General features: G+C 45.0%; 10 protein-coding genes and 2 pseudogenes. 3 read left to right on the forward strand and 9 right to left on the reverse strand.

Going from position 1 to position 14,290, the window contains the following annotated elements:
• Positions 1-16: 16 nt before the first annotated feature.
• The 4 genes and pseudogenes from PUN35_RS13120 to PUN35_RS13135 form a co-directional block, all read right to left on the reverse strand.
• Positions 17-982: an L-lactate dehydrogenase gene (locus tag PUN35_RS13120; protein ID WP_014478761.1), complete on the reverse strand. Its 966-nt coding sequence runs from the start codon at positions 980-982 to the stop codon at positions 17-19.
• Between the two features lie 176 nt (positions 983-1,158).
• Positions 1,159-3,106, reverse strand: a pseudogene (amyE, locus tag PUN35_RS13125) (alpha-amylase).
• Positions 3,107-3,254: 148 nt separating this feature from the next.
• A pseudogene (locus tag PUN35_RS13130) lies at positions 3,255-3,856 on the reverse strand (DUF6773 family protein).
• 115 nt (positions 3,857-3,971) lie between these two features.
• Positions 3,972-5,405, reverse strand: coding sequence for a YfcC family protein (locus PUN35_RS13135; protein ID WP_014478757.1), 1,434 nt, complete (start codon positions 5,403-5,405; stop codon positions 3,972-3,974).
• 149 nt (positions 5,406-5,554) lie between these two features.
• Here PUN35_RS13135 and PUN35_RS13140 point away from each other — a divergent pair, with 149 nt between their 5' ends.
• A complete protein-coding gene (locus PUN35_RS13140; protein WP_014478756.1) occupies positions 5,555-6,706 on the forward strand; it encodes a M20 peptidase aminoacylase family protein in 1,152 nt (383 codons plus the stop codon).
• A 37-nt stretch (positions 6,707-6,743) separates the two neighbouring features.
• Here the strand turns inward: PUN35_RS13140 and opuAC are convergent, their stop codons facing one another.
• From opuAC to opuAA, 3 genes are read right to left on the reverse strand one after another with little or no spacing between them, the layout of a single operon-like run.
• Positions 6,744-7,625, reverse strand: a complete 882-nt coding sequence (opuAC, locus tag PUN35_RS13145; protein ID WP_014478755.1) for a glycine/proline betaine ABC transporter substrate-binding protein OpuAC — start codon at positions 7,623-7,625, stop codon at positions 6,744-6,746.
• Positions 7,625-8,473 (reverse strand): glycine/proline betaine ABC transporter permease subunit OpuAB, encoded by an 849-nt coding sequence (gene opuAB / locus PUN35_RS13150; protein ID WP_003234703.1) that lies wholly within the window; start codon positions 8,471-8,473, stop codon positions 7,625-7,627. The genes opuAC and opuAB overlap by 1 nt, the downstream gene beginning before the upstream one ends.
• 1 nt (position 8,474) lies before the next feature.
• Complete coding sequence (opuAA, locus tag PUN35_RS13155) at positions 8,475-9,731, reverse strand: glycine/proline betaine ABC transporter ATP-binding protein OpuAA (RefSeq protein ID WP_014475722.1); 1,257 nt, start codon at positions 9,729-9,731, stop codon at positions 8,475-8,477.
• Positions 9,732-9,992: 261 nt separating this feature from the next.
• On the opposite strand from opuAA, the gene PUN35_RS13160 reads away from it, so the two are divergent.
• Both PUN35_RS13160 and PUN35_RS13165 read left to right on the forward strand, forming a co-directional pair.
• Positions 9,993-10,295, forward strand: a complete 303-nt coding sequence (locus PUN35_RS13160) for an ArsR/SmtB family transcription factor (protein WP_072592575.1) — start codon at positions 9,993-9,995, stop codon at positions 10,293-10,295.
• 68 nt (positions 10,296-10,363) lie between these two features.
• Positions 10,364-11,536, forward strand: coding sequence for an MFS transporter (locus PUN35_RS13165; RefSeq protein WP_014478753.1), 1,173 nt, complete (start codon positions 10,364-10,366; stop codon positions 11,534-11,536).
• A gap of 211 nt (positions 11,537-11,747) precedes the next feature.
• Here PUN35_RS13165 and niaP read toward each other — a convergent pair whose 3' ends face one another.
• A complete protein-coding gene (niaP, locus tag PUN35_RS13170) occupies positions 11,748-12,950 on the reverse strand; it encodes a niacin permease NiaP (protein ID WP_014478752.1) in 1,203 nt (400 codons plus the stop codon).
• Positions 12,951-13,094: 144 nt separating this feature from the next.
• A protein-coding gene (locus tag PUN35_RS13175; RefSeq protein ID WP_087614160.1) for an IS3 family transposase occupies positions 13,095-14,245 on the reverse strand; the annotation gives its coding sequence in 2 pieces (ribosomal slippage) (positions 13,095-13,972 and positions 13,972-14,245; 1,152 coding nt in all).
• Between the last annotated feature and the right edge of the window lie 45 nt (positions 14,246-14,290).

Consider the following 14,290-nt stretch of genomic DNA (forward strand, 5'->3'; position numbering starts at 1 on the left):
TACTCTAAAGTTGCGGTTAGTTGACTTTTTGTTCTGCAAAATGAGGTTTTAAAATGTTTTTAAGGACGCCGGCGCTGTGAAGGAACTGTTCTTTTTCTTTCTCATTTAAGTTCAGCTCAGTGATACCTGCGATCCCTCCGCGGTTCACGACAGCCGGCACACCGATGTACACGTCATCTGCACCGTATTGCCCGTCCAAATATGTGCTGACAGTTAATATGCTGTTTTCATTATGAAGAATGGCTTTTGTAATGCGAGCAAGACTCATCGCAACCCCATAATAAGTCGCGCCTTTTTTCTCAATGATATGGTAAGCTGCGTTTTTCACATCATCTACAATTTGGTCCAGCTCCTCTTGTTTGTACGCATCGTTTTTCTCAACGAGTTCACTGACCGGCACACCGCCGACATTCGCGTGGCTCCAAACAGGAAGCTCTGTGTCGCCGTGCTCTCCGATAATATGCGCGTGTACGTTTTGAGGCGCTGCGCCAAAGTATTCGCTCAGCATGAAACGGAATCTCGCAGAATCTAGTGTTGTGCCGCTTCCGATCACCCGCTCTTTTGGCAGGCCGCTAAATTTCCATGTTGCGTAAGTCAGGATATCAACCGGATTTGTCGCGATTAAGAAAATGCCGTCAAATCCGCTCGCCATGACCTCACTGACGATGCCTTTGAAAATCTTCAAGTTCTTTTCTACTAATTCAAGGCGTGTCTCACCAGGTTTTTGGTTTGCTCCGGCGCAAATGCAGACAATATCAGCATCCTTGCAGTCTTCATATGTTCCGTAAGATGTTTTGACCGGTTGTGGCGCAAACGCCTTTCCGTGGTTTAAATCCATCACATCGCCCATTGCTTTTTCTTTATTTACATCAATGACCACAAGCTCATCTGTGATCCCTTGGTTAATTAACGCAAATGCATAACTGCTTCCAACAAAACCCGCTCCGATTAAAGCTACTTTATTTACATGTTTGTTCATCATTAATCATCCTTCCAGGGTATGTTTCTCTTTGATGTCTTTTTCTTTGTGAAGTATTTCACATTTATATTGTGCAACGCTTCACAAACTTTTGCAAGGGAAAAGTTTTGTCTGATTTATGAACAAAAAAGAAACCATCATAGATGGTTTCTTTCGGTAAGTCCCGTCTAGCCTTGTCCTCAATGGGGAAGAGAACCGCTTAAGCCCGAGTCATTATATAAACCATTTTGCACGTAATCAAAGCCAGGCTGATTCTGGCCGGGCACTTGGGCGCTGCCATTATTAAAAATCACTTTGGCGTTGGTTGTATCCGTGTCCGCAGGCAGTGTCAGCGTGTAAATTCCATCTGCATTTTTAGTCATTGGTTTTCCAGGCCAAGATCCCGTCAATTCAATTGCCTGGCCCCCATCATGTTTATAGATATAAGCATTTACCTGGCTCCAATGATTCGGATTTTGATAGCCGATGGTTTTGGCCGAAGCTGGATCTCTTTTAACAAAGCTGTATTCCTCGGCCCTCGTTACACCATCACTGTTCGTTCCTTTTAACATGATGGTGTATGTTTTGCCAAATGGATCTCCTTTTCCGATTGTGAATTGATCTCCATCCTTAAACGCCGTCTCTGGTCCATTATTGATTTGATAAACGGCTTTTGTTGTATTCGCATTTGCACGCAAGGTAATCGTCAGTTGATCATTGAAAGAATGTGTTACACCTGATTTCAATATCATCAGGATAAAGCACAGCTACAGACCTGGCATTGATCGTGCCTGTCAGTTTACCATCGTTCACTTGAAATGAACCCGCTCCAGCTTTATTGTCATACCTGCCATCAGGCAATTTTGTTGCCGTATTGATAGAGACAGAGGATGAACCTGCATTTGCCAGCACAACGCCATGTGAGCCGCGCTGATTCATAAATATCTGGTTGTTTCCATTCGGGTTCGAGAGTTCCTCATGCTGTCCAGCCATCACATTGTGAAATCTATTGACCGCAGTGATAGCCTGATCTTCAAATAAAGCACTCCCGCGATCGCCTATTTGGCTTTTCCCCGGGAATCTCACACCATTTCCGCCTCCCTCAGGTCTGGAAAAGAAAAGAGGCGTACTGCCTGAACGAGAAGCTATCACCGCCCAGCCTAAACGGATATCATCATCGCTCATCCATGTCGACTCTTCATCATCATTGGCATACGTATCATGCGACTCCACCCATGTCACCAGCTTGTCCGCAGACACATCAGATGCATAGTGGGAGATATTCGACACGCCCAGATTACGATTCTTTAAAGCGGACCTTATGGAATGCCCATAGTTAGACGCTGTCACATCCATATAATTCGCATATGCAGCATCTCTGGAGGCACTATCCTGCAGGATTTCTCCGTATTGGAACTCTGCAGATGTATTTGTGATATTCGGCCAAAATTGACTGCCGTAACTCCCATCATCCGGAAGCTCTATATGTTTGGCGGCATCAAATCGAAAACCGTCTGCCCCGTCATTCAATGCCCTTTCTAAGAACCGTTTCAGATAGGACTGTACTTGTGTATTTTGTGTATTCCAGTCATACAGCCCGGGCAATGAATTCTGCGTGACATCCCATCGATCAGACCAGTTTTTAATTTGTGTGTTTCCATGTGTCCAGTTTGGAATACTCTTAACCTCATTGGAAATCGCGGCATAATCACTGGTGGTATGATTGATGACCGCGTCAACAATGACCTTTATGCCATATTCTTCAGCGGCTGCACACATTTCTTTAAATTCTTGTTCAGTACCTAAGTAACGGTTGCCAATTTGATACGATGTCGGCTGATACAGCCAGTACCAGTTCGACATGCTTTTATCTCCTTGATTCCCTTCCTTTACTTGGTTAATCGGAGATGTCTGAATGGCTGTATATCCTGCATCATGAATATCCTTCATATTGTGTTTTAACGTATTGAACGACCAATTCCATGCATGAAGAATGGTTCCGCTTTTGATCGACGGTGCTGTAAGCTCATTCGATTTGTTCGCCGTTTCAGCACTCGCAGCCGCCGGTCCTGCCAGAACCAAATAAAACAGCAATAAAAATCCAGCGAATAACGGCAGTAAAGAGGTTTTGAATCGTTTTGCAAACATTCTTGACACTCCTTATTTGATTTTTTGAAGACTTACTTCGGAGTCAAAAATCCCTCTTACTTCATTCTTCCGCTTCCTCCTTTCAAGCTGATGTGAAGACTGGAGAATTTTGTTAACGCTTACATTTTAAATTATCACAATCACTCTATCAAAACAACTTGGCAGAGTGAATACAAATCAATGTTCCTATAAAAAAAACTGCCCGAGACTGTGTACGCTTCCCTCGCTTTCCAAACAAAAAAAGAAACCATCTATTTTTCAAGATGATTTCTTTTTTATTTCTTCTTTTACCGCTCTTCTGTAAGCCAGCTTCACAATCACATACCGAAGCAGAAACAGAACGCCGCCGCAGACGATAAAAAGAAGAATCATTTTCAGCCAAGCGAAGAATGTATGGGGAATCCCCCTGTCGTACATCGTAAGCACCACTACCGCAAAGGCGACCGCAATTGATTCTATTCGCTGCTGCTTCACCCGTTTTTGCAGTTCTTCTTTGGTGTCTATTCTCGGCATGAGCATTCCGGATGCCGCAGCCCTGATGCAGTAATATAAGATAATGATGAACAAAAACACAAGGCTTGCAGCCCATTCTTTAAACGGAAATTCAAACATAATGCCGCGGATGATCACATCAAGCAGCGCAAATGCTCCCGCTATCATCCCAATCTCCGACCAGATTTTTTGTTCTTTTTCTTTTACCCTCTTATTTTTCCCATTCACGCCTGAAAGTCTATTATGCAGATTATTCATGACCTTCCTCCCGCACTTTTACGAATGGCTTATGGCTTACATGTTACAATAACAGCCTGCGCTTCTGCAATGAATAACTCAAAAGCCCGCCGTACAAGCCGGCGGGCAGCAATCGTTAAAACGGCCCCCAATTGATCATGACGCCGATCACGATAAAGACAAGCCCGATCAAGAACCAAATCAGAGCAAGCGGCACCATAAACCGCAGCCACTTGACATACGGAATACCGCTGGCGGCAAGCACTGCCATGAGAACGCCGGATGTCGGGTTCACACAGTTGACGACCCCTTCTCCAAGCATAACCGCCTCCACCGCAACCTGTCTCGTGATTTCCATCAAATCAGCGAGCGGCGCCAGGATTGGAATAAATACAACGGCTTCGCCAGACCCTGAAGAGATGAGAAAATGAAGCAGCGCACTGGCGATATACATGCCGATTGCCCCGGCAATCGGGCTGAATCCGTCCAAAAGTGAAGCCAAAGCATTGACGACAGTATCGAGAAGCTTTCCATTTTCAAGGATAACGGAAATGCTTCGTGCCATCCCGACAATCAGCGCCCCATATACAAGGCTTTGGCAGCCCGTAATGAAGGTTTTGGCAATATCGTTCGCCGCAAGTCTGCCTATTAAACCGGCAAGGACAGAAATAAAAATAAATGTCGCAGCCATTTGGGAATCTGACCAGCCAAGCTTCAAAGCGCCGTATAAAAATCCGACAAGTGAGAGTCCCGCCACAGCCAAAATCAGCTTATGGCGAACGGTAAACGGCACTGGCTGATCTTCTTCTTTACCGGCTTCGCCCATTCCTGCCGCAGGGAACCAATCTGTTCCTAACACACTGGCATCTTTTGATTTTTTTAATTTTCTCGTATACAAATAGATATAAATAATAGAAGACAGCAAAAAGCATATGTATATCACAACTCGCAGGCCGATTCCAGAAAAAAGAGGGAGCTCCGCGATTGATTGTGATAAACCGAGCGGTGACGGTGATAATATGGTGGAGTTAAATCCAGCGTAGCAGCCGATGTAAATAACAGCGGCTCCCGCGACTGCGTCCCATTTTAAGGATCGTGCCACAATGAGGCCGATGGGGATAAAACCGATAACTGAATTCACGACAATCCCGGTTGTTCCGAGAATGGAGAACAATGCGCCGACAATACAAATAAATAATAATTGCTTTGTGCGGAATTTGCTGATGACATTGTAAATCAGGCCATTGATGGCACCCGTTTTTTCTAGAATAGCAATGGTGCCGCCTGTGAATAGAATCAGAAAGATGATGGGTGCTGATCCAACCATTCCATCCTGTAGAGAAGTAAAAAAGCTGATCAAGCTGACCGGAGACTGTTCAATTGAATGATAGCTTCCCGGAACAGCGGTCGTGACATCCCCCTTTGTCACGCGGTCAAATTCACCTGCCGGCACAATATATGAAGCGATTGCGCAAATGAAAGCAATCATAAATAAGAGGACATAGGCGTCAGGCATTTTAAATGTCATTCGTTTTTTCTTAGGCTGTGTTTCGGCTGCTGGCATACTCATATTTCGATCCATCCCCTCTGTTTGAAAATATTAATTATTCTGAATAGTAGCAATATGTGCTATATTATATACAGCCTATCTTCCTGTTTCAATATAAATAAAGTAAAGAGGGTAAAAATTCATTCTGATAGAAGGAGGTATTTCTTACCATGCAAAAGCTTTCAGAAGACATGAAACAAACCATTATGGACATCTTCGAGCATCTGCACGCGAATCCTGAAGTCAGCTGGAAGGAATATGAGACAACTTCATTTTTGAAACAAAAGCTTGAGGATTTAGGGTGCCGGACGCGCACGTTTTCAGACTGCACCGGGGTTGTCGGCGAAATCGGCTCAGGCTCACCTGTTGTAGCGGTACGCGCTGATATTGACGCGCTGTGGCAGGAGGTTAACGGCACATTTCGCGCCAACCATTCCTGCGGACACGATTCACATATGACAATGGCATTGGGCACGTTAATGCTGCTAAAAAAACAACCTGAGCTTCCGAAGGGTACAATCCGTTTTATCTTTCAGCCGGCAGAAGAAAAAGGCGGCGGCGCCTTGAAAATGATAGAAGAAGGCGTGCTTGATGATATCGACTATTTGTATGGCGTTCACGTCCGTCCGATCCAGGAAACACAAAACGGCCGCTGCGCTCCGTCTATTCTGCACGGATCAAGCCAGCACATTGAGGGAACGATCATCGGGGAAGAGACTCATGGCGCCCGTCCGCACCTCGGGAAAAACAGCATTGAAATTGCGGCATTTCTTGTACATAAGCTCGGACTCATTCATATTGACCCGCAAATCCCGCATACCGTCAAAATGACAAAACTTCAAGCCGGCGGTGAAAGCTCTAACATCATTCCAGGAAAAGCATCGTTCAGCCTTGATTTGCGCGCACAGACCAATGAAGCCATGGAGGCGTTAATCGCCGAGACAGAAAGAGCCTGTGAAGCGGCCGCCGCTGCATTCGGCGCAAAAATCGATCTGCAAAAAGAACACAGCCTTCCTGCGGCAACACAAAACAAAGAAGCTGAAGCGATCATGGCAGAAGCCATTACAGATATCATCGGGGCTGAGCGGCTTGATGACCCGCTTGTCACTACCGGCGGAGAGGATTTCCATTTTTACGCCGTGAAGGTGCCGAATCTGAAAACAACGATGCTCGGACTAGGCTGCGGGCTCCAGCCGGGACTCCATCATCCGCACATGACATTTGACAGAAATGCGATGTTCAACGGCATTCACATTTTAGCGAATGCCGTATTAAAAACTTTTCAAAAGGCTGATTCACCCGCTGCCGCTTACGTAAAATAACGCAAAAAAAGCAGCCTGACACAGGCTGCTTTTTTGATTACTTCTTCAAATCTTCAATTGAGTTGACATTTTTCATATATTGAGGAACAACAAGCCCCATCTTCACACCCGTCATACTTGTGCCAATATCATCATATTTGCCTTTATATTTAGCGGCGTATGCTTTATGGGTATTCGGCAGCCATGCGGAAAGGGATGCATCCGCACTTCCCGTCGCAATTGCAGTCCACATCGGCCCAGCCTCTACCTGAGTAAGTGTTACCTCATAGCCCAAGTCTTCTAAGACTTTGCCTATGACGTTTGTACTTGCAATCTCACTGTCCCACGCCACATAGGCAAGGTTGATTTTGTCTCCCTTTACCTTTTGAACGCCTTTTGTCCATTCGGCAATCTGATCCTTGTGTTTATTGACGTACTCGGCAGCAACTTTGGCAGGTTTCTCGCCTTCCTCCACCTTGATCATGATTTCGCCCATTTCGTCTTGCGTCCATTTAAACTGGCTCAGAAGCTTTGCGGCATTCGGCTGTTCTTTGCTGAAGCCTTTGCGTGTGATCGTATGGATTTCCTCTGCGCTGCCATAAGATTGTTTCGGATCATCGAGATATTTCAGCTTATATCTAGAGAACATCCAGTGCGGTGTCCATCCTGTAATGATAATCGGTTTCTTACGGTCGTATGACTTTTTAAGCGTAGCGGTCATCGCAGCACTTGACGCAGAAATCAATGTCCAGTCATTCAGGTCATAATCCTTCATCGCTTTGTCAGTCAGGGACATAATCCCTGAACCGGGGTCAATCCCGATGATGGTCTTATTCACCTGTTCTGCTGCGGATGCATTTTTTTCGTTTTCTGAACCGCAAGCCGCAAGTGAGAGCGCCAGCATGGCGGAAACGCCGATGCCGATGATTTTTTTAAGCATCAGGCATTCCCCCTGCTTTTCTTCTTCACTTTAATATTTTGAGTAATACGGTCCAGCGTAATGGCAACGATAACGATGGCGATACCGGCCTCTACTCCGACCCCGGTTTTCAGCTGTGTAACGGCACTGTATACTTCAGAACCAAGTCCCGGTGCACCGACCATTGCGGCGATAACAACCATTGATAACGCAAGCATGATGCTCTGGTTAATTCCGGCCAAAATCGTTTTTGTCGCAAGCGGAAGCTGAACTTTAAACAAACGCTGAGCTGTTGTAGAACCGAATGCCTCAGTTGCTTCAATCAGATCCGCCGGCACTTGTTTAATACCGAGAACAGTCATGCGGATTGTCGGCGGCATCGCGAAGATAACAGATGCAACAACACCCGGCACAACACCGATGTTAAAGAAGAAAATCGCCGGCAATAGATATACGAAAGCAGGCATTGTCTGCATTAAATCAAGAATTGGCGTTACAATACGGCGAACCGTTTCTTTCTGAGACGCCCAAATTCCGATCGGAACCCCGACCACAATCGAAATAATCACAGATGTCAACACAAGCGCCAATGTTTGCAGCATTGGGTCCCAATAACCTAAATAATCGATCAGGAGGAATCCAATCAACGTAAATAACGCAATTCCCCTTGTACTGATCCACCACGCAAGTGCGGCGAAAATAATCGTTAACAAAATAGATGGAATAAATCCAAGACCGGTGACAATTCCATTTACAAAAGCGGCCAATCCGTTAGCGATTCCGTCGAAGAATCCGCCAAACGTCATCGTAATCCAGTCAACAAAACGGTCAATGATATCTGCTAAAGGTATTCTAGGCAGTCTATCCATCTTACTTCACCTCCTGTGCAGAAGGATCTTGTGTTTGTTCTTTAGTGCCTTCAGCATTGATATACTCGTTATTGCCGGCAAGTGCGCCAATCAGCGCGCCTCTTACGACAATTCCTTTCATTCTTTGCTTCTCATCCACAACCGCAATTGGAATATTCGCATCAGACACAACGTCAAAAATCTCAGTCAGATACGTATTCTCTGGTACAGTCGTAAATTCTGTATTCAAGATGTCTTGAAGTGACAAATCAGACTCAGCCGCTTTTTTCGCATCAGACGCATAGATAACACCTAACAATTTCTTTTGTTTATCCACTGCATAAATTGAAGAAATTCCAAGGTTTTTCATCAGTGTCAATGCTACGCGAGGCCCTTTATCAATCCGCACTGTTTCAGCGCGTTTCATAATGTGGCCTGCTGTGAGGACTTTAGACAAATCAACATCTTCGACGAATTTCTCAACATATTCGTTAGATGGATTCATCAGGATTTCTTCAGGCGTGCCGATTTGAACGATGTTGCCGTCCTTCATTAGGACAATTCTGTCGCCGATCCGCAACGCTTCGTCCAAGTCATGCGTAATAAAGATAATTGTTTTTCCGACATTATCGTGAAGATCAAGAAGCTCATCCTGCATATCTTTACGAATCAGTGGATCAAGCGCACTGAACGCTTCGTCCATCAGAAGGATGTCCGGATCATTTGTCAACGCGCGGGCAAGGCCGACACGCTGCTGCATCCCGCCGGAAAGCTGATCTGGATATTGGTGTTCAAATCCTTCGAGCCCGACGAGCTTAAGAGACTCAAGCGCTTTTTGCTGCCGCTCTTGTTTGTCTACACCTTGAAGTTCCAGTCCGTATTCTGTGTTTTCAAGTATCGTTCTGTGCGGGAACAGAGCGAACTTTTGGAAGACCATGCTGATTTTCTTCCGGCGGACTTCCCGGAGCTGGTCTTTAGACATATTTGTTATCATGTCACCATCAATGTAAATATTTCCGGCAGTCGGTTCAATAAGCCGGTTTAACATCCGTACTAAAGTTGATTTACCGCTCCCTGATAGACCCATGATGACAAATATCTCACCATCATATACTTCAAAATCTGCCTGATTAACCCCAACGGTTGATCCGGTTGCTTTCAGGATCTCTTTTTTTGTCTTTCCGTTGGCAAGCATTTGAACTGCCTTCTTTGTTTGTTTCCCAAAAATCTTAGAGACTTTCTCGACTTTTATCTTAATTGGTTTCTCATCTACACTCATATTTTCCCTCCATATTAAGCAATCTTTATTACCGTAACATTTATGTAACTTCCCACACAAACAGCATATTCTCTTTTATTCTGTACCATTTCTTTATAAACATCCATGTGACCACATGATCTTATTTATGCTTCTAAATGCTCTGTAATCCTCCTATATGATTGTATTTTACGGGTGATTTTCCTCCTATCTTATTTGAAAACGCTTTTATTGGAATTGAATTCCTCCTTCCTCTAATAAGTTGCTTTTTCAACATCAATTATGTATTATAGTTTCATGACTATGAAACAATCAGATGATCAAATCAGAGCGCAAATTTTTAAAGCACTGTCTGATGAATCAAGGCTTGCCATTATTCGTACGCTTTATGTCACCGGAAAAGAACTCAGCTGCGGTGAAGTAGGTGAAAAGTGCAATATTGTCAAAACCACGGCATCTTATCATTTTAAAACGCTGCGTGAAGCGGGATTGACGGCAACCCGGAAAGATTCGCGGACAAAATACGTCAGTCTGCGTGAAGACACATTTCAAACATACCTGCCTGGCTTTTTGGAAACCCTCTAACAAAGGGTTTTCTCTATACATATCTGTTTCATAGTTTCAAAGTTATAAAACAATAGGAGTGATAAAATTTGAATCGCATTTGGCTTTTCTTCAGTGTCATGTTTGTCATTGGCACGGATACCTTTTTGCTTTCGCCGCTTCTCCCCCTTTTACAGAATCAGTTTCATGTCTCTACTGATTTGTTAGGCTGGATGGTCAGTGCTTATGCACTCGGTTATGCGCTCTTCGCTATCATTGCAGGCCCAATCTCAGACCGGCTGAACAGGAAAACAGTCATGCTGTGGGGACTTGCAGGCTTTATCGTATCCACGTTTTTATGCGGCATCGCTCCCTCTTTTGCCGCCATGTGCCTGTTCCGTTTTGCCGCAGGCATTAGTGCTGCGTTTGTGACGCCTCAAATTTGGGCGTCCATCCCAGTCATTGTCCAGCCTTCTCAGATCATAAAAGGCATGGGGATTGCGACAGCAGGTTTGGCCGCTTCACAAATGCTCGGACTTCCTTTTGGAGGGTTTCTCGCTTCCTTTACATGGCATACGCCATTTTTCGTTTTGTCAGCGTGCTCGCTTATTCTTCTATTGATCCTGGCGGCGGTCATGCCTGATATCCGGCCTTCTGAACCATTGGCGCACCCATCAATTGTCAACCCCTATCGGGAGCTTTTTTCATTGCCGAAAACATCGGTCATTCTGCTTGCCTATTTTCTGTTTCAAACCGGAAACTTCGCATCGTTCAGCTTTCTGGGTACTTGGCTTTCCGCGGATTATCATTTAACCGTGTCACAAATTGGCGCAGCTATGCTTGTACTCGGACTGGGAAATATGCTCGGGAGCCTTATCGGCAGCCGGGTTTCAGAAAAGCTGGGCATGTTTAAAACACTGATCAGCGGGATGCTGCTAATGGGCGCTCTCTATTTCGCTCTTCCGTTCTTTCCAAACTTGTTTTTAGTAGAAGCCGGCTTTTTTCTCACGTTCTTTACAGCTGGCATCATCTTTCCGTTAATGATGGGTGTCTTTCAATCCATTGCACCAAATGCGCGAGGAACCATCGCTTCCCTTTCCAATGCCGCTATGTATGCCGGGACCACTGTCGGTACAAGTATTGCAGGTTTTTTATATCAAAGCACACAGCATTTCGGAGCTGTCACAGGATTTACTGCCATTTTGTTCATACTTTCTATGACGCTCTACCAGGCAATCAGTAAAACCGGGAAACGCCAATCCGCAGCCCGGGCGCAAATGTAAAAAAGCACCTCATTCAAGAGGTGCCTCAGATTGAAAACCTTGAAGTCTAGGAAGGACGAGCATAGGAGCGGACATTCACAGGATGTGATGACGACGGTGTTTAGGCAGGACGCCTGAGAATTTAGCCGTTGATCCACTTCGCATTGAGCACCAAAGCGCAGTCCTGACAACGAATGCGAGGGTTTGTCGACCTCTTTTAAGAGGTGCTTTTCTATTCTAGCTCAGTTTGTTTCGTTTCTTTCCCCATAATCAAAATACAAGCAACCGCGAGTAAGATTGCAATGCAAAAGATTGAAAAGATGACCGAAAACGAAAAATGACGGGCTGCGAGCGTTCCAACGAGCAAAGGCCCGAAGAAGCCGCCGATTCTTCCAAACGCTGCTGTCGTTCCTGAACCTGTTGCTCGAATCGCAGTCGGGTATTGCTCCGGGGTATACGCATACAGCACGCCCCATGCACCGAGGTTGAAAAACGATAACAGCATTCCAGCCGTAAGCAGAAGACTTAAGGAATCCGCCGTTCCGAAGAAATAGGCGCTTCCTGCTGTACCAATCAAGTAAATGACGAGTATCCACTTTCGGCCCGCTTTTTCAATCAGCCATGCGGCAGAGAAATAGCCCGGTAGCTGAGCAAGCGTCATCAGCAGGACATATTCAAAGCTTTGAATCATGCTGAAGCCTTTCAGCAGCATGACACTCGGCAGCCATAGGAACATGCCGTAATAAGAAAACACCACACAGAACCAAACGAGCGACAGCATCACGGTCGGCCGTATATACTGTCTTGCCCAGACGCTTTTTACATTCTCCCACACCGACCTCTTTTTGGCAGAAAGCGATTCATATTTCGGCGAATCAGGCAGACTCGTCCGCAGGTACAGCGCATAAAAAGCAGTCAGCGCAGTTAACAGAAGTGCAGCCTGCCAGCCGAAGCTTGGTATCACAAAGTAAGAAATCAAGGCCGCTGCGAGCCAGCCCACGGCCCAAAAGCTTTCCAAAAGCACAATCACTCTGCCCCGCTTTTCAGGCACAACCGCTTCCGAAACGAGTGTTGAAGCGACTGGAAGCTCGCCGCCAAGTCCCATACCAATCACGAAACGAAGGATTAGAAATGCCGATAAGCTCGTCACAAAAGCGGAAATGCCGCTTCCGATGGAAAAGCATAAAAGGGTGATGATGAACACTTTTTTGCGGCCGATTCGATCAGCAAGCAAACCAAACAAAAACGCACCCGCAGCCATGCCGATGGAATTGACGCTTCCGATCCATTTCATTTCTTCGGGCGACAGATTCCACTCTACATGGAGCGCGGCGATAATAAACGATAATATTCCGACATCCATTGCATCAAACAGCCACCCCAAACCGGCGACGCCCAGCAGTTTACGCTGGGATATAGGCTGTTGTTTTCCCATTGCCAACACCTCTGATATGCAAAATGATTACCGTTTAAGTTTACACCTGTCTTTACACATTGTCATTAACTAAATGATGTAATTGAAAAACCCCGCTTATGTTGGGACTGACCCCCGTTTTTGAGACAGGGATCAAAACACCTTTTAAACAGCCAATTGCCGATAATTTATCGGTGATTGGTTGTTTAGTTTCGTTTGAATACGAATATTGTTATAATAATGAATGTATTCTATGACAGTGCGTTCTACGATGGCGGTCGTGGTTCGATCAATGCTGTTAAGATAGAACGTTTCAGACTTTAGTGAGGAATGAAACGATTCGATGGAGGCATTATCAGCGGGTGTCCCTTTGCGGGACATGCTCATGGTAATGCCTTTTGTTTTAACAGCTTTCTGATACTCGTAAGATGTATACACAGATCCTTGGTCACTATGTAACACGCAGTTCTCAGGCAGTGTTGGCAGTTGATCAAGTGTGTGTAAGACAAAGTCTGTGTCCTGCTTATCTCCAATCGTAAAAGCAATCACTTCTCCATTATATACATCCAATATACTGGAAAGGTACAATTGTTTCTGTCCATAAGGCAAATACGTGATGTCTGTTACTAGTTTTTCAAGAGGATGATCAGACTGAAAGTTCCTATCTAATATATTGTCGACCACGGCATATGGCTGCCCATTCTTCTTGCGCTTTTTCACCTTAACCCGGCACTGCCACTGATTTTTCTGCATAATACGCTGAACCGTTTTATGGTTAATACACATTCTCTTTTTTAATATAGCTGTGATTTTTCGATATCCATATCGATACTGGTGCTCTCGGCACAACGTGCCGATTTGTTTTTCTAAATGGCGCTTGGGATGATCTTTCTTCAGATTCTTCTTCCAACGATAATAAGACGAGCGAGAGATACCTAAATGAATACAGATATCCTGCACGGTCATTGTGCTGTGCAATTCTTCTACAAGTTCGACTGACGTTTGGCTATCAACTTCCTTTCCAATTCGTTGTACTTTTTTAACACTTCATTCTGTTGTCTCAGATATCGATTCTCTGCCTGCAGTTTCTCTAATTCGGAAGAATACTCCGGACCTTTTCCATAAGTGTATTGCTTACCAACAGGCTGTTCAAATCGATGTGTATCACCAGCCTTATACCATCTGACCCATGTCTTAATCTGCGTATTATTTTTGATATTCAACTCCTGCATGATCTCTTTCATAGGTACGCCTGCCAATCTCATTTCTACAGCCTTCTGTTTCACTTCAACCGGATAACTCACTCTTGTCCCCATAGAAAAAACACCTCCAAGTCTAATTTCGGATAACAATCATCCGTA

Origin of the sequence: Bacillus sp. N3378-2at, from assembly GCF_033412715.1 — a bacterium.
Lineage (GTDB): Bacteria > Bacillota > Bacilli > Bacillales > Bacillaceae > Bacillus > Bacillus subtilis.